Below are 16,976 nucleotides of genomic sequence, written 5' to 3'. Positions count from 1 at the left end.
AGATACAAAAAATCTCGAATTCATAATAAAATTCGAGGCATAGGTGTGCATATTCGTTGACGAAAGTTCAACAAAATTATTTTTGGGTAAAAAAAATAGACCAGACTTTTACATCTGATCTATTTGGATAAATATTTTTTTATTTTGGTTGATGAATTAAATACTCATAATTTTGCTCTGTCAATTCCTCATAGATGTCATCATAATCAGTTGCCCATTTTAAATGTAGTAGGGAATCATATATACCATTTTCTGCACCTGCTTTTCCGGGCAGATATAGATTAAGGGCTAGTTCTGCAAGTTCAAGCATTTTGTTGCTAACAAGAAATGGAATATGTATGCCCAAACATGTTGATATAACATTTAGCTTCGTGAGATTCGCTCCCTTTCGAAGATTGCTGATTGTATTTTTGTCCAAACCTGTAGTATCCTCTAGCAATCTAAACGAATAATTGCATATATTTTTGCTCATTAGCTTTTTTAATGCCTCGCCAAATTCTAAACCGCTAATAGCTGCAAGCATCTCTTGAGACATTTCGTTCACCAATCCATATTGATTAACTAAATCCTCGTCAATTTCATCATAGTAATTAAATGATTTACTTGCCATTGCTGCTGGAAGTGTAATGTAGTGTAACTGACCTGTCTCTTTATCTACAACGAATTGAAGAAAGCATTCTTCCTCATGAGTTTTTGCATAGGTTGTAAGGCGTATTCTACCATTCGAATCACGCTCGATATACTTACTATCATTTATGCATAGCTTATTTTCGATGTATGCAAAACAGTCCGTTTCAATCATGCAAGACAGAGCCTTGCTCTCTGAACACCAGTTTTGCAGGGTAGAAGTCTTTACAGAAGACACATAGGTTTTGCCGATCATATTTTCTTCCGATATTACAACGCCAACAACACGTTTTTCCTTTGTATCATTTGTTGGAATATTTGTCTCCTTCTCAGGGTATAAATCTTCTCCACCGCTCAATAAAAAGTATCGCAAATATCTTTCGATGTACATTATTAAGCGAGAATCTTGATACTCTGATTTCTCCACTCGTTCAAAAAACGTCTTTGCCTTTTTTGTATCTACCGAGGATTTTAGTTCTTCGAACTTACCATGTGCCTCAATCGTTTCCTTGGTCACTTTTCGCTCCAGAAGTTCTCTAAGCAAACGCTCGTAACAACCAAGCCTTTTTGCCACTAAGCTAATTCTGTCATTTTCTGCACTTTTCATCATCTCTGAAATATAATCTCTGAATGATTTTCCGGGAACAATCTGCACCTTTCCTATCTGAATATCATGAATAAAAATATTTGCGTATTTTTGCTCCTCTTGATCCAGCATAGAAAAAGATTTATGGAGTTCTTTTAATGTACTCTCCAATGACGCTGGATCATATGCGTTTTCTATCAATTTGAGAAATTTTTCAAATCGAGAGTTCATATAATCCGCATCAATTTTCCCTGTGTCATACTCGGTAATATGTGTATCTATTTCGTAGGGAACATCTCCACCACGACCACCGCCACCGCCTTTGGCAAGCTCTTTGTATCTTGCAAGAAGAATTAGGTATGCCATTTCATCGAATTTCATCACAATATTTGAGCCATGTTCATCTTGATAAATATTTTCAGTCCAATTAAAACCTTGGATTGTTGCAGCTTCTAAATGCGTTGAAAATTGCTTAAAAAGCTTTGCAAACTTAGCCTTAACCGATGATTCATCAGGTAGTTTTTCAAAATCTTTAATTCTAGCATTGCTAAACAGTTCAGATATCTCATCAAACAGTTCGTTCATTTTGCGCAGGTTATTAGGTAGCTTATCAACAAACAATCCTGTAGGGATGTCACCAGAGTATGCTTTAACCGCTGCCTCAATATTTTTCTCCATAGTATTTGGGCGTCTATAATATTTGATGATGCCAAACGGTTTATCCACCAAATTAAATAGACGATTGGTACGCGAAAACGCTTGAATAAGATTCTCATATTCCATCACCTTATCCAAATAGAGCGTATTCACCCACTTGGAGTCAAAGCCTGTAAGCATCTGATTCACAACTATTAGAATATCGATCTGTTCATCAGTAGTAATACGCTCGTAAGGTTTTTTATGTGCTAATCTCAGGCTTACATCTTTTCTGAATCTGTCATAAGATGCCATAGTGAAAGGTTGTGAGAATTTGCTTTCATAATCCTCAAGCATTTCCACAATACCATCTTCTTTGTCTAATGAGCCGCCACCTTCGTTGTCGATGGTAGGGTCAAACATAGCAGTTATATTTAATTCTGGCATTTGATCCTTCATTAATCGGTAGTAAGCCACTGCCTCAGGGATACTGCTAGTAGCAAAAATTGCATGAAACTTTCTGCCTCTGCTGTAAATGATCCACTTTTTCTTTATATCAGAAATAACCCCATCTCTGTATTGGCTAGACTGATATTGTTCATTTGGAATAAAATCTTCAATGCCGCTGACCCATTTTCCATCAACTAGTTCGCCATACATTTTAACTTGAGAGGAGTCCATGTATTTATAGAACATTTTTTCTTTCTGCGGATCACCTATAACATCTGCCTGAGTAGAGGCTTTCGCCTTGTGAAGTGCTACTTGCTCTCTAACGTCAGAATCATCAAAAATTTTCACCATATAAGGATCAAAGCCTAGAACATTCTTGTCACGTATTCCATCCGCCAAAGTGTAGCGGTGTATTTCATCACCAAATATAGTAGGGGTGGTGCTGTCTTTTTTAATATTAATCTCTTGGATCGGGGTTCCGGTAAATCCGAAAATTAATGCATTTTTAAATGTGGTTTTTATTGCCGTTAACATATCTCCAAATGTAGAACGATGGCACTCGTCGATAATGATTACCATTCGTTTTGATTTAATCTTCTTTAAATCATCCTCTCCAGCCTCTTTTGTAAGACCACTCAGTTTTTGAATGGAAGTGACAATCAAGTTAATATCTTTATCATCGCTCTTAAGTTTGGAAATTAAAATATCGGTGTTTTCAGTCGCCTGCACGGACTCGTTTTCATTAGCGAAAGACCGATATTCCTTTAATGATTGTATGCCGAGTTCTTTTCTATCCACCAAGAAAACTACTTTGTCAGCATCATGAGAGCTTGCAATAAGCTGGGCAGATTTAAAACTGGTCATTGTTTTGCCTGAGCCTGTGGTGTGCCATACATGACCACCCAACTGATTATTGTCTGCCCAGTTCTTTTTTGCCACTGTGTCCGCAATACCAATTGCCGCATAATATTGATAACTACGCATTACTTTCAGCACACCCTCATCGGTATCGGCAATAGTGTAAAAACCAATAAGCATATGCGCCATTGGAATGTTCAACAAATCAAGAATGACTTTGTGCCATTCATTTGTAGGTTCGTTATCGCTATTTGCCCAGTGGAAATAGAATGCCTTATTAAACTTAACACCTTCACCGGGGTTTGCAAAATATACGGCTTCTTCTGGTTGCATTGCCACAAAAACTTGCACCAATGAAAACAGTCCTCTAAAAACGCCCTCATAAGTGTACTTTTCTATTTGGTTATATGCTTCGCTAACGGGTATACCGCTTTTTTTAACTCTATATGGATAACAGGCATACCGTTAATCAAAAGCATCAAGTCACCACGGCGGTTATTTAATATGGGAGACTTAGTTGAAAAGTGTGGTTGTTGCACGATTTGGTAGCGACTTTCACCATAGGCAATTTCCTGTCGGTCATATATTTTAAGACTGACTTCCTTGCCGAAATTAGTGGTATCATCGGGGTTATCACGCTTTATAGATACGCTTTTACCATTGATAAAGCCATTTAGTTTGTATGGTGATTGCAGTAGATTCACTTGCTCTAAAATTTGCTGCATTTCGCTTTCTGTCAATGGGCATTCGTTCAACCTCACTTTTTGACGGTTGTTATTAAACAAAATATCTGCCCAGTTTTGTATCAATTGCTTTTCGGTAGGGTTGCGCAGTACAGTAGACTCCCAACCGCAATCTATTAGAGCTTTTATGACCGCCTCTTCAAAATCCTTTTCTTTGTCAAAATACAATGCAATACACCTCCTATACAAACATTTTTTCCATACAAGCGGACTTGATGTTTTTTAGTTTTTCAAGCTTGCGTTGATGAAGGGTGATAAGGTTGTCTAGGTTGTCAAGGAACTGCCCAATCTTGCGTTGTTCTTCAATTTTGGGCAATGCCACTTCTCCCATACAAAGCTTGTCATAGTAGAAGTAAAGGCGCACTCCACCTTCTTGTAATTGTACTATAAGCTTCTGAAAATCAGGTGACTTAAACCAGTGCCACAGAAGGTGGTCATCTATATCATCTGTTGTTTTGAAAACTTCATAAAGCGAGCTGACTATTATATTTTTAGAGGTTTTTTGGTATCCAATAGAACCAACATTTATTCTTGCCGGATTATATGCAAACGAATTCGGGCTGACAATATAATACATTCTTTTGTCCGCTTCACGCATAGTACCGCCATTCTCAAACTTCTCATCTTGTGGTACAAATCCGTGTTCACTTGTTATGGAATAACTTTCCAACGGCAGGTTTTCTTTGTTCTTTTCACCCGATAGAAATGTTATATCCGAGAACTTACGCTGTTCCCAAGCTTCAGTAAATCCTGTAAAACGAATCTCTGGCACATCGCATCCTTCTTTAGGAAACATTTTCTCAAACATTGCCTTTTTTACAATTACCAGCTTTTCATACTTCGCTGTTTCTAAAGCAATCATATTATCTAAAGAAGATAGGTGTTCACCAATTTTTTCTTGCTCGTCAAAATCTGTCGATAGAATTACCTCGGTTTCTTTTACACCAGTTCTAGAGATAGATGTTACTTTCACGCCCTGCATAAGCTGAAAAAGGTTGTTGTGGTATTTATGTGAGTTAAGGTAGTACCCCATGTATTTTGGTGCATATTTTTCTTTCGGACGACAAGGCATAGTATGGAGTCCTGCGATAATCGGCATTTCTTCAACACTAATCACTTCAGTGCATTTTCCAACGGTTTCGTCCTCGGCAGTATCTGTTATTACAATATCCCCTTCTTTTAGATGAGACCTGATGAACTTTGTTGCGATAGCTGGGTCACTGATGAAAGGTAGTTTCTCAATACTGACGTCAATGTATTCTCCAAACTTTGTAAGAACATCACCATAATGAATGTTTTTTGCAGCGCCAGTCTCTGAATTTAGGGCATCTCTTGAAAGGGTGTTATTCGAAAGCATATCAAACACATCATCAAATTTCTTCTTTGCCCATTCATCTTTAAAGCCTGCAAATCGAATTTCAGGTTTTTTTGCTTGTGTTGACATCATTCCACCCCCAAAATGTTCTTTAGTTCTGCTAAACCTTTGATGTCGTAATCGCTGCCTACTAATTCATCAATCATGCCACCTAACGCTGTGCTTGTTTTTTCTATTTGGGTTTCGATATCCGAAAAAGTAGTGCAATATTTCTCGTGCAAATGACACACCTTACTAATCAGCTCTTCAATAATTTCATCTGGTATAGCAAACAGTGAATCCACCAATGGTTTTATCCATTTTTGCTCCAGTAGGTATAACGATTCTTCTTCGCTCAAATTCTCAATGGTATCTTTTGTCTTGAGATGCAGTGCATCTGATTTTTGTTTTAACACTCGTTTTGCTTGGCTTTCTTCCTCTATAAGGGATAAAACCGTCATTATCTTTTGTTCAAAAGAACCGTCTGGTAAAGCATACTTTCGTTGCAATTCGCTAATTCTAGTATTAACCGTTGTTTTCTTATAAGTGCCATCTGCACCCTTCTCCATCAAATCCCAGTCAACTTTTTTACAACTAATGATATATGCAAGTTTTTCATTTTTCTTAGTTAGCTTGAGATATTCTCGTAAGGCTTTAATTTCAGGGTTTTTATAATCGTTAATTGCTTCTGATATAAAGTTTCTTACCTCTTTTGCCACAAAAGCGTCCTTTGTATCGTTTAAAACACCGCTTTCTTTTTCTTCCATATCAAAAGCTTCCATAATTTCTACATATAGTGCAGTGATTTCAGATAGTCTCTTTTCTATTGCTTTTAACTCTGCTAAATCTGCTGTTAACATCTCTTTCTGGACCAAATCAAACGGCAAAATATGTCCTCGCCAACCTTCCTGAACCTCTGGAACTTCATCGTCATTGGCTTCTTTCTTTTTCATTACCATATTGGGGTCAACTTGATTAATTACTTCAAACCCCTCAGACTGTAGCATTTCTAAATCAGCAGAAATAACATCCCAATTATCGGACAATATTTGGAATGCTTTATATTTGTCGGTAAGCTTCACGTTTTCTATCCTTGCAAATATATCATTGCTAACAATGTCTTTTTGTTGCTCAGCACTTACATCTAAAATCCCATCAATTAAATCTGCTTTTAGTGACGCATAGAACCCATCAAATTCTCTTGAGAAAATCCTTTTGTAGTATTCGAGCGAAGCATGATTCATAATAGCGGACTTAATGTCCTCATGGGCCATTTCTAAATATTCATCAGAAATACTAGTGAAAATATCTTCTTTTAAATTAGGGAAAGCATCCCAATATGAAGCCAATTGGTCTACTTCTTTTACTGGAATTCCGCCAAACATAGTTGCATGAATATCCCAACTTTCTGCAGGCTCTAAAGAGTTAACATAACGAGGAATGTTCAAGTTGTAATCATTGTCGCTAATAGTTTTCTTTGTAACAACTGCTGAATATTTGTCTATTGTAGCTCTGCTTTTAAGCGTGTCGACAATTTTCTTAATATCGCAGGATCTTAGTTTGTTGTTCTTGCCAGCTTTCTCAAATCCCTTAGAAGCATCAATAATGAGAACGTCAGAGGTTGGACGATTACGTTTCAAAACCATGATTATAGTAGGTATACCAGTTCCAAAGAAAATGTTGGAAGGCAAACCGATGATGGCGTCAATGTTGTTCTTTTCAATTAGATTTGTTCTAATTTTGCCCTCGTCACCGCCTCTAAAAAGAACGCCATGGGGAAGAACAATGGTCATAATGCCATCATCCTCGAGATGGTATAGTTCATGTAACAAGAACGCATAATCGGCCTTACCTTTTGGAGCAACACCGTAATTTTTATACCGTGGGTCATGCTCTTTTTCAGTTGAATCCCATTTTTGAGAATACGGCGGATTGGAAACCACAGCGTCCACACGAATCAGGTGATAAGTCTTGTCTTTGTCGGAATCCTCGAAAAACGGCCAATCTTCTTCCAGTGTATCGCCATTTCGCACGTTAATATTGGCAGGATTGATACCACGCATAACTAGATTCATTCGTGTGAGGTTGTAGGTATTTTCCTTAAGTTCCTGAGCGTAATAATCTATTTTATTTTCACCCTCTATGTATTTCGCAATAGAATTACCGATGTTGATTAGGAGCGACCCCGACCCCGAGGTAGGGTCATATATCTTGATTTGCTCTCTGTCTTGCAAGTGTTCTGCAATAATTTCCGACATTAAAACAGACACCTCATGAGGTGTGTAAAATTCGCCAGCTTTTTTTCCTGCGTTAGATGCAAACTTGCTTATTAGATCTTCATAAATAAAGCCAAGAACATCATAGTCTTGTTTTCCGTCCATAGGAATTTTGCGGATCAATTTGAGCAGGCCTCTTACAGCTTTAGTTTGTGCCTGCGCTGTTTCGCCAAGCTTAGACAGACCCGTCTGCAGTGTTTTGAAGATATTTTCAAACAGCTTTTTATATACACTGTCAATGTTTAGTTCAAAAGATGCCAAGGCATCACGTACATTCGATATATCAAAGTCATTGCCTTTTTCAAGCCACGTCGAAAAAAGGTTGTCATAAGAGATAAAATAGCCCAATTTTTCTCTTACATGAGCAGCATATTTCTCATCCTTTTCATTTAACTTTTTTATGTCTTCGTCTTTTAGGTTTTCTTTTTTAAATAATGCCACTTCTTTTTCTGACAAGTATTTATAGAAGATAAAACCAAGAATAAAATCCTTGTACTCATTTGCCTCAATTTTAGACCTCATTTGGTTTGCGGATTCCCATATTGTTGAAGCTAGTTGCTGTTTATTCATATTATTTATCCTCTCTTTACATAGCATATTTGTATGTCGTATCCCAAACCTTCCATCATTTGCACAAAGGTCTTATTTAAAACATCATGGTTCTTTTTTACGATTTTATTTACATACTGCCCCGTAGTGCCTATTTTTTGAGTAAGGTCTACTTGAGTCATGTCATTTTCTAAACATTTCATTTTAATGTCCTTTTCGACATTGTTTAATATCATGAGCGTCCTCCTTTTCACCAAAAAGGTGTTTATATGACGATATAGTCTATTCACAGTATATCGCAAATTTCTTTGTTTTACAATACTAATTAGATTATTTTTTATAACATAAAAGTTATTTATAACGTAATTATTATTGTATAATACCTTTTATTTTAGACACCATATGTCTGATAATAGTTGAATACTTCTCAACTATTTTATCCGAATATATTTTAGAATCGTACAGTTGTTATAGGATTCAACTTTGTTACTATCCCCCTCGGCAATCGTTAATAGGTATGCAAATTCCGACCGTTTTCGGCATTCTGGGTGCAGCCATTTTCTTGTTCCGGGCAAAAAAGCAAGACCGATATCCTCGATCATTCACAGAAAGCCTTATTCTAAGCCACTTTCAGCCTTTAATCCTTGTATCAATCACGCAACTGCCTCCTCCTTTTTCCAAATTTTAAAATTCACCTTCCCACATAGTAAACTAGGACTTGACAACCCGTCTTTTTAGAGTTTATATAACAGCGGCGGGGTTTCCCCGACAATAAAAAACGTCATGGCAGACTGATGTGTTTGCACCACACCAGTCCTGCACTAAGGTGATTGAGCCACCCAGCACAACCGCAAAAGCGGCACCACGACAAGGCTATTATATCGCATTTGTCTCAGCTGCACAATAAGCAATTAACAGCGCGTGCATGGGAAAAGAGGATTCCATCCTCCGCCTTTGCATGCGCTTTTGAAGATACGGGAAATACCCGACCCCATAAATGAAAGGTCGGGATAACATGAACATTTTTCATCACACAGACAGCTTCTTCAGCTGTCCAGACAGCGGAGTCACCGAAGACTCTCTGCTGTCAATTTTTAAACTGGCAAAGCAGATTCGTCTGCGGCTTGGCAAACAAGGGTATTTGCTGGATCACTACCTCTCCATGATTTTTGAAGGTATGAGTGGTGACCAACTTGCCTTTGAAACTGCAGATGAGGGTTTCCGAACAGGAGGCGAACTGCAAGGCCTGCTGTTTCACGTTCTGGATGGAACAGAACCACAGCATGAGCATCCGCTCTACCCACGAATCAAAGAACTTTACGAACGGTATACAGACAAACTGATTTTCCAAGAACGCTACACTAATCTTTCCATACTGCTTCTCTTTTTGGCAGACGGAGCAATGGCGGATTCCACAGAAAAGTTTGTAAAAGAGCAGGTGACTAACATTGGCGGCTCGGTGGACATCATACGGGTGCAGGAAGTTTATGACCAGATTTCTCATATAGCTGGCGAATCAATGCTGGAGGAATTAAATCACCGGATAAAGCAGCGGTTTATTATTGCACCAGCTTCCGCTTTGTTTGCACAGGGATTTACGGATGAATTACTCTACAAACTAACCTATCGTGACATTGAAACTAGCAGGCAGATGTTCCAGCTTCTTCTGGATATAATACCGTCAGATATGGAAGTGGTATAGGCTCATGAAAAATTATGCACCTTTAACCCAAGAGCAATTCAATATTCTTCTGAAATGCTATTACTTAAGAAAATACACAAAAGTAGCCAAAACTGAAAAAATAACCACTGACAAGGTAAAGCGGATTAAAGAAAATGCCCTCAGGTCAGTCCGGCTGGCATACAGCAAGTCATATATGCAGGGATTAAGATTTGATGGAAAGACCGTCCTACAGCATATGGCTGCACGCTGCGGCATGGCAGAAAATGACCTGTCTAAAATTTTTGATAAATATATTGCAGAGGGGCTGGCTTCTGAATACAAGCGATATTGGGAACGTATAAGAAAAGCCGGAGATACCCCTACAGCAGCGGAACTGCTTGACTTTATTTATGACAAATTTGAAGTGGATATCGAGGGTGGCATCTAAATACCATTTAGACAGTCCAACCAAGACAGTAAAGGAGCGTACACCCTATTGGTTGGCGCTCCTTTAATTCTCTAATTTTTTATATTCTGTCTGAATGATACTCTACAAATACTTCTTAAACGCCTTTTTCATCTTCATCGCAGCATCCATCGCCCATTCAAACTGCTCTGGCCATTTATCCTTATTGTCAAAATCCGCCTCATGAATTACCAAAATCCTGCTTGCCTTTTTATCCGGCAATTCTCTCCAATCCAGTGCCATTCCCATGTCCGATTCAATGTCCGCCTTGTGGGAATAAAATTTCTGATAAAGTTCCTTATCGTCAGTGATATACCATTCAACGGTAATGTTGTTGTCCTTCCTCACTTGCAGCAAATCAATATGACAGGCAGAAGAACCAACACTTAAAGTCATCCAATGGTCAGTGCTGGCTTTTCTTCTGCTAAAGGCCTTAGCAAACGCCGCATTATGAAAAGCATATTCGTTAAAGGCAGCCCAATAATCATATCTCGCCTGCAATGTGGGAGAACTGCTTGTTTGACGCTTAATTTCCTTCGCCCAGTCATTGGGTTTCTCAATGACTTCAAATTTTACAGCAATATCTGAATCGCCGATTTGAAATAACTTAACCTCCAAAAGGAAAAATGCAATATTTTCATCCGTATGGTTGTTCAGCCATTCGATTGCCGCCCTGTGCTCTTCACGAGCGCGCTTTACAACCCAAATCACAATATCCGCTGCTTTCCCTGATGCATATGTAATCAACTTGCCAAGATGGTCATGGTTGGTATCTTCCAGTTGATTTTCAATAATAATCTTTCTGTCCGTCCCAGTCTCAGTCGCATAAATATCCACATTAAAATCGCCGACACTTGATTCCGTTTCGTCCACGGTAATCTCCAATCCCACAGCATCTGACAGCAGAGAAAGATTATCCTCCTCTGCAAGCCACGGTGTGAAATCCAATGCTTCGTGCGGCCACACTTTTCTTAAATCCTTTATCTCTTTAAGCTGCCCTAAATTTATCACTCTAAATCCCTCCCTGTCCATTTTGACATCAACTCCATGCATCAGCCATTTGGCTTGCATTTCAGTGTCTCCGATTGCTGTCAATAGCACTATACACTCGCACTATGCCAGCAGTCCTAAGCACTCACCAAGCCAATATCGAATAATAAGTCATAGGGCAGATTTCAAAATCTCATCAAGGCATCATTGAAACCTCGCCCTATTTCCCAAATTTCCTGCTCACTTGCGCTGAAAGCCAACTTCCGAAGAATGCCCATTTCATCGGCTTTTCCAGCACTTTTACTTGTCTTTTCTCGTCATTAAACAAACGCACTCAACGTGGCTCGTCCTCGGAAACAGGTCGTAGGCTTGGGCTTTTTCTAGGGTGTAGCCGGCGTTTGTGAGTTCTTTTACGTCGCGGGCGAGGGTGGCGGGGTCGCAGGAGACGTAGACGACGCGGGGCGGGAGCATGCGCAGGATGGCGTCGCGCGTGGCTTCGTCCAGCCCTTTCCGGGGCGGGTCGACGACGAGCACATCGGGCGTTTCGCCGCGCCCCGCGAACATGGCGGCGGCCTGTCCCGCGTCCGCGCAAATAAATTCCACGTTGGTAACGCCGTTTCGCGCGGCGTTCTGCCGGGCGTTTTCCACCGCTTCGGGCACGATTTCGACCGCGATGACGCGCAAAGCCCGCTCGGCCAGCGACAGCGTAATGGTGCCCGCGCCGCAGTACAGCTCCACCGCGGTCTCGCTGCCGGTCAGGCCGGCGAAATCCAAGGCGCATTCATACAGCTTTTCCGCTTGCGCGTGGTTGACCTGATAAAACGCCGCCGGCGAAAGCAGGAACGAGTGCCCGCACAGCCGGTCCTCCAGCAGCGGCTCGCCCCAGAGCACGTCGGTGCGGTCGCCGAGGATCACGTTATCGTCCCGCTGGTTATGGTTAAGCAGCACGCCCGTGAGGGACGGCAGCGCGGCCCGCAGCGAATCGACCAGCGCGTCGAGCGCGGGCAGCTTGCGCGTGGCGGAGATGAGCGTTAGCTGGCATTCGCCGCTCGCCTCGCCCACGCGGACATAGATGTGGCGCACCGTGCCCCGTTTTTTTCCGTAATCATAGGGCGGCACCTGATTTTGATTCATCCAATCGCGCACCACGGCGGCGGCGCGGTCTGCTGTTTCGGACTGGATAAGGCATTTTTCCACGGGCACGATATCGTGGCTGCGCGGGCGGTAAAAGCCGGTCACGACCCGGCCCGCCGCGTTCAGGCCGACCGGGTATTGGGCCTTATTCCGGTAGTGCGCGGTTTCCGGCGCGCCCACGATGCCGATGAGCTTCGCGCCGTCCTGCCCGCCGATGCGGACAAGCGCGTCCCGCACCTTTTTCTCCTTGGCGCGCTTTTCCTCTTCGTAGGTGATGTGCTGGTAGCAGCAGCCGCCGCACTGCGCGGCCACCGGGCACAGGGGCGCGATGCGGTGCTTGGACGGCACAACGATCTCTTCGATGCGGCCGAACGCCACGCTCTTCCCCACCTTGGTGATGCGGATATCGCACTGGTCGCCAACGGCGGCGCGGGGCACGAATACGGCCACGCCGTCCACCTTGGCCACACCGGCGCCATCCGCCGTATAATCCATGATCTGCGCGCGATAAATTTTATTTTTCACAAGCTCCATCTGTTTCGGGCTCCTTTTGGCTTCCTATCTTTAGTTTCCTATCTTTGTATTATATCATGTGCACTGCGCATACTGCAATCGAAAGGAGGCTTGCAGCATGGATAAAAAAGAGGTTTCCGGCGATATTCCCTTTTCGTTTTTAGAGGAAATGGGCCATAACACACGCGCCATGGACCGGTTTTTTGAGCTGACGCGGGAGCAGCGCGAAAACCTGATAGATCACGCCGCGATCGGCGACCCGCCGGACGAGCGCATCTCAGAAACGCTCAAGTCGCTGTCGAACGGCGGCGAGGGCTATTGCGAAAAATACTAAAAAAATCCCTTTGACCGCGCCTAACCGGCGGTCAAAGGGATTTTTTCTGTTATCACTATACCACAAAACCGGCAAATTTTCAAGTCTTGTACTGCTTCCGGCGCCGCTGTAAACTGTCTGAAGGAGGCGATGAAAATGGAACCATCCTTTGCTATGACCCTGCTTTCAGCCGGGAAGCAGCAACTGTGCGCGCAGCTGCGCGCGGCGAACGAGGTGACCGCGGCCTACGGCCTCGCCCTTTCCGAAGCGGAAATCGCGGAGCTGGCCGAGCGCCGCTTTGAGGCGCTGCGCAGCACCGGGCGCGTGGAGTTGGGCGGGGGCGTGCTGCCGCAGATCGCCAAGACGTTTTGCGATTCGCCGTATCTGAACCGCCACGATTTCGCGGACACCCTGTTTCAGTTGCAGGACTGCTTCTATTATTTCAAAAACGAATCCGCCGACCGCATCCCGGACGACGATCTGATCGACCTGATGAAAAAATATTTCGACGGGGTGTGCGAGGGCTCGCTCGAATATCTGGCGGGCACCTCGCTGGAAGAGCTGTGCCGCGCCATGCGCACGGGAGAATGGGAGGACGCGGATGAATGAACGGCCGCTTCCCGCTTCCCTGCCGCCGGAGCCGGAACAGGCGACGCAGGCCGAGCTGTTTGCGCTGCTTGCCCGGCAGACCGTGCTCTATACCGCCGGAGACAGCAGCTCGGTCCCCGTCGAGGTCGCGGAAGAACTGCTGCGTTCCATTGTCTTTACCCTTTCCCTTGGCGGGAATGCGGGCGGCGCGGCCGCGCGGCTGGCCGCCGGACAGCATGCGCTCGCGCTTTTGATGGAGGACTGCGACCGGCTGCTCCGCGGTCTCGCGGAAACGCCGCCGCCCCGCACCAATCAGGCGTACCACGACACGCTCGCCAGCATGACCGGCTATCGCAAGCGGTACGATCGTTTGTTTTTCGCGCATGTGGTGCCCGCGGATATCGATTATCCCCTCGCGTGGGCGGTGGAGGAACAAATACAGGGGATTTGCTACCTCAAGGAATACCTGCGCCGCATGGCGCTGGAAAACCGTTTGCTGCGCTTATTCGGCGCGTCGGAGACCGAGGCCCTGCTCGCCGGCTGCGGCCCCGACCCGGACGCCATGTCGCTGAACCTATACGAACCGGTCGCGGCGGCCGCGCTGGCTTTGACCCTGCTGCACGAGGACCCCGCGCCGCTTCATGTGACGGCCGAGGGGCGCGCGGCGTTGCTGCGCCGCTTTACCGCCCATGACGGCGGCGCGCTGAACCATGCCCTTGCAGCGGCGGCGGATACGCTGGCCGACCGCTATGCGCTGAACGAACCCGAGGACCGCGCCTATCTGCGGCGCGCCGCTTTGGCGCTCGCGCCGCGCATAAACGCCGCGCTTTCCGCGGGGCGGCTGGACGGCGTGTTCCCCTCCCCCTGTGTGACGCGCCAAAGCTTTCGCCGGTCTGGGTGGACGGCGCCCCCATGCCGGACGAAGCGCTGCGCGCACTGATCGCGGCGCTTGGCGAATGCCGCTTTTTGAGCGACAAGGCGGCGCTTGTCACCCGTTCGGTGCACGCGCTGCGCGATCTGACCGAGGTGCTGAACCTTTGCTTTTGGGGCGAGGAATGCGACGCATTGTTCGACTGGTACGGCCCGCACGCCTGTCTGGCGCTGCTGCAAGCGGTGCAGCGAAAACCGGATGGCTGGACCTCCGAAACCGGCTGGGAGCGCCGCCTGCGCCGGTATTTGCTGCACCATTTACGGCGATAAAAAGAGGGTGCGACGAAACGCGTTTCGTCGCACCCCTGTCATGATTGACGCGTGGTGTTATGCTTCGCTCCCAAACAGGCGGGGCGCGACCTTATACAGGATGACCGCCGCCACCGTGGTCAGAATGGTTTCGGGCAGCATGTAGGCGATGTTATAGCTAAACGAAAACGTCACCGCGCCCCAGCCGCTCAGCGCTAGGCTGTCCCAGATCAGAAAGCCGGAGACGAACGAGCAGCAGAAGCGGATCAGACACACGGCCGCCGTGCCCACGCCGATGCCGAGCATGCGGTTTTTAAACGGCTTTGCAAACACGTTTGCCGTGCCCAGCAGCGTGAACGCGAGCACATAGTCCAGCATAATCATGCCGAAATAGGCCAGAACGGTGCCGGAAAGCGGCGTGGCCCAGCCGGTGAGCATCTGCATCAGCGCGCAGGCAAAGCCGGTGAGCAGCCCCCATTTCGTGCCGTGCCGGAACGATACCAGCACGAACGGCAGCATGCTCAGCAAGGTGACCGAGCCGCCGTTGGGCGCTTTGAAGAGCGTTACCATCATCAGCACCGTGCCGAGCGCCACCATCAGCGCGCACTCGACGAGCACGTGGATATGGCTCATGCTTTTTGTTTCAGTCATTTCTATATTCCTCCCCTTCGATTGACCGCAAGACGGAAAAACGCCCCCGGCCATGCGGCCGGGGGCGTTCAAAAAAGCTGACGCAGCGCAAAAATGAAACGCGCCTTGCTGTTTATTTGGACTCCCTCCGCCGGCATGACCCGGATCAGGTTCATAGGGTATTTCTCAGCCGCCGGTGGCGGCACCCCTGTCTTGTCGTGCCTTTAGTATAGCAGAGGAGGCAAGCGAAGTCAAGCGTCCAAATCACGCTTCGGGCGTGGGCGCGTCGCCGCCGTCCGCACCGCTCTGGTCCTCCGGCGCGGGCGCGGGTTCGGGACCGGCCACAGGCTCCGGGGCGGGCGCGGGTTCGGGCGTCGGCAGCGGCGCGGGCTGCGGGGCCGCCGCCGGGGCGGCGTTCTCGATCGGCACGCCGAACACATCGACCGGGCCGCGCGGCATGGCGGGCGCGATCGCCTGATACAGGCCGTAGAACGAAGTCGTCGTGTAAGCGCCGATGAAGGTGCCCAGCACCAAGCAGATGCAAAGCAGCGCGATCACGGAGAGCGCGGAGATCAGCAGGCTGCCGCCCATAGCGTTCAGCAGGGCGCACACAATATACAGTGCGAAAAACAGCAGGTACCAGCCGATGAAGCTGAGATAGAAAACAAACAGCTGGAACAGGTTGCCCTTGAACGCGCGGCTGCCCTCGCGCGTGGCGGCCCAAACGCCGCGCCGCTCATCCTCGTGCACCAGCGCATAGCCCGCCATATAGGTGCCGACCTTGACCGAAAGAATCAGGACGGCGATAATGAACAAAATGGTGGCCACGAGCATGACCGCGCCCGCGCCCGAACCGCCGGTGGTATCAAAGCCATAGCCCCGTCCGTACATCTGCGACTGGCGCATTGCCTCGGAAATAGTGGCGGCGACCAGAACGACCGTATAGATCACCGTGGGCGCCAGCATCCACAGCCAGCCGCGCAGCGCCAGACAGGCGCTCATTTTCACGCCGGTCCAGTAGGAGCGCAGCGAGGTAAAGGGCCGGAACAGAATCGAAACGCCGGGCTCCTCCCCGCGCGACAGGCCTATGTAAAACTTCTGCATGCCGTAGGTCAGCGGGCCCGCGACAAAGAACATCAGCGCGATCAGCAGAAAATAGCTGCCGTATAGATTGACCAGCGCGCCGCTCACCTGCGCGGGCGACGGCGCCGCCCCCATGAAGCTGAGCCGGAGCAGCGGCGCGAATACAATGAACATCCAAATGATCAGGATCAGGATCAGCGGCAGCGCGAACAGCACGTTGACGCCGATGCAGCGGCCGAGGTGCTCGGTCACCTGCTCCTTGCTCCTTGCCTTGACTTGCTTTCGTATCTCTGCGAAATTACCCATCTTGTTTTCCCCCTTCATTTTGCGGCGGCCCG

General features: G+C 46.3%; 15 protein-coding genes and 1 riboswitch. Of the genes, 6 read left to right on the top strand and 9 right to left on the bottom strand.

All coding sequences use genetic code 11. The features are described from left to right. Positions 1-139 precede the first annotated feature (139 nt). From RWV98_RS06965 to RWV98_RS06945, 5 genes are read right to left on the bottom strand one after another with little or no spacing between them, the layout of a single operon-like run. Positions 140-3,556, bottom strand: a complete 3,417-nt coding sequence (locus tag RWV98_RS06965) for a type I restriction endonuclease subunit R, EcoR124 family (protein WP_317865713.1) — start codon at positions 3,554-3,556, stop codon at positions 140-142. After that, entirely contained in the window at positions 3,553-4,068 is a 516-nt protein-coding gene (locus RWV98_RS06960; RefSeq protein ID WP_317864762.1) for a type I restriction endonuclease, read from the bottom strand. The genes RWV98_RS06965 and RWV98_RS06960 overlap by 4 nt, the downstream gene beginning before the upstream one ends. A 13-nt stretch (positions 4,069-4,081) precedes the next feature. Then, the gene (locus RWV98_RS06955; RefSeq protein WP_317864760.1) at positions 4,082-5,344 is read right to left on the bottom strand and encodes a restriction endonuclease subunit S; all 1,263 of its coding nucleotides are present in this window, start codon (positions 5,342-5,344) and stop codon (positions 4,082-4,084) included. Continuing rightward, positions 5,344-8,100, bottom strand: a complete 2,757-nt coding sequence (locus tag RWV98_RS06950; protein WP_317864758.1) for a type I restriction-modification system subunit M — start codon at positions 8,098-8,100, stop codon at positions 5,344-5,346. The genes RWV98_RS06955 and RWV98_RS06950 overlap by 1 nt, the downstream gene beginning before the upstream one ends. Before the next feature lie 5 nt (positions 8,101-8,105). Further along, positions 8,106-8,315 (bottom strand): XRE family transcriptional regulator, encoded by a 210-nt coding sequence (locus RWV98_RS06945; RefSeq protein WP_317864756.1) that lies wholly within the window; start codon positions 8,313-8,315, stop codon positions 8,106-8,108. 779 nt (positions 8,316-9,094) lie between these two features. Here RWV98_RS06945 and RWV98_RS06940 point away from each other — a divergent pair. Continuing rightward, entirely contained in the window at positions 9,095-9,781 is a 687-nt protein-coding gene (locus RWV98_RS06940) for a hypothetical protein (protein ID WP_317864754.1), read from the top strand. 4 nt (positions 9,782-9,785) lie between these two features. Further along, the gene (locus RWV98_RS06935) at positions 9,786-10,190 is read left to right on the top strand and encodes a hypothetical protein (protein ID WP_317864752.1); all 405 of its coding nucleotides are present in this window, start codon (positions 9,786-9,788) and stop codon (positions 10,188-10,190) included. Between the two features lie 102 nt (positions 10,191-10,292). Here RWV98_RS06935 and RWV98_RS06930 read toward each other — a convergent pair whose 3' ends face one another. Both RWV98_RS06930 and rlmD read right to left on the bottom strand, forming a co-directional pair. Continuing rightward, complete coding sequence (locus RWV98_RS06930) at positions 10,293-11,279, bottom strand: DUF4268 domain-containing protein (protein ID WP_317864750.1); 987 nt, start codon at positions 11,277-11,279, stop codon at positions 10,293-10,295. Positions 11,280-11,498: 219 nt separating this feature from the next. Then, positions 11,499-12,866, bottom strand: coding sequence for a 23S rRNA (uracil(1939)-C(5))-methyltransferase RlmD (gene rlmD, locus RWV98_RS06925; RefSeq protein WP_317864748.1), 1,368 nt, complete (start codon positions 12,864-12,866; stop codon positions 11,499-11,501). 97 nt (positions 12,867-12,963) lie between these two features. On the opposite strand from rlmD, the gene RWV98_RS06920 reads away from it, so the two are divergent. The 4 genes from RWV98_RS06920 (at position 12,964) to RWV98_RS06905 (ending at position 14,946) form a co-directional block, all read left to right on the top strand. Beyond that, on the top strand, positions 12,964-13,179 hold the full coding sequence (locus RWV98_RS06920; RefSeq protein WP_280962775.1) for a hypothetical protein: 216 nt from the start codon (positions 12,964-12,966) through the stop codon (positions 13,177-13,179). A 135-nt stretch (positions 13,180-13,314) separates the two neighbouring features. Continuing rightward, the gene (locus RWV98_RS06915; RefSeq protein ID WP_317864746.1) at positions 13,315-13,767 is read left to right on the top strand and encodes a DUF6323 family protein; all 453 of its coding nucleotides are present in this window, start codon (positions 13,315-13,317) and stop codon (positions 13,765-13,767) included. Continuing rightward, a complete protein-coding gene (locus RWV98_RS06910; RefSeq protein WP_317864744.1) occupies positions 13,760-14,686 on the top strand; it encodes a DUF6179 domain-containing protein in 927 nt (308 codons plus the stop codon). The genes RWV98_RS06915 and RWV98_RS06910 overlap by 8 nt, the downstream gene beginning before the upstream one ends. Next, positions 14,659-14,946, top strand: a complete 288-nt coding sequence (locus tag RWV98_RS06905; protein WP_317864743.1) for a hypothetical protein — start codon at positions 14,659-14,661, stop codon at positions 14,944-14,946. The genes RWV98_RS06910 and RWV98_RS06905 overlap by 28 nt, the downstream gene beginning before the upstream one ends. A 57-nt stretch (positions 14,947-15,003) precedes the next feature. Here the strand turns inward: RWV98_RS06905 and thiT are convergent, their stop codons facing one another. Together thiT and RWV98_RS06895 are read right to left on the bottom strand one after the other, a co-directional pair. Further along, positions 15,004-15,576, bottom strand: coding sequence for an energy-coupled thiamine transporter ThiT (gene thiT / locus RWV98_RS06900; protein ID WP_317864741.1), 573 nt, complete (start codon positions 15,574-15,576; stop codon positions 15,004-15,006). A gap of 105 nt (positions 15,577-15,681) precedes the next feature. Beyond that, positions 15,682-15,775: riboswitch (TPP riboswitch) on the bottom strand. 44 nt (positions 15,776-15,819) lie between these two features. Then, positions 15,820-16,944, bottom strand: a complete 1,125-nt coding sequence (locus RWV98_RS06895) for a DUF975 family protein (RefSeq protein ID WP_317864739.1) — start codon at positions 16,942-16,944, stop codon at positions 15,820-15,822. Positions 16,945-16,976: the final 32 nt, after the last annotated feature.

Origin of the sequence: Agathobaculum sp. NTUH-O15-33, assembly GCF_033193315.1 — a bacterium.
Classification (GTDB): domain Bacteria; phylum Bacillota; class Clostridia; order Oscillospirales; family Butyricicoccaceae; genus Agathobaculum; species Agathobaculum faecihominis_A.
The sequence above is the reverse complement of the archived record's forward strand: the minus strand, read 5'-3'. Positions and strand labels throughout refer to the sequence as shown.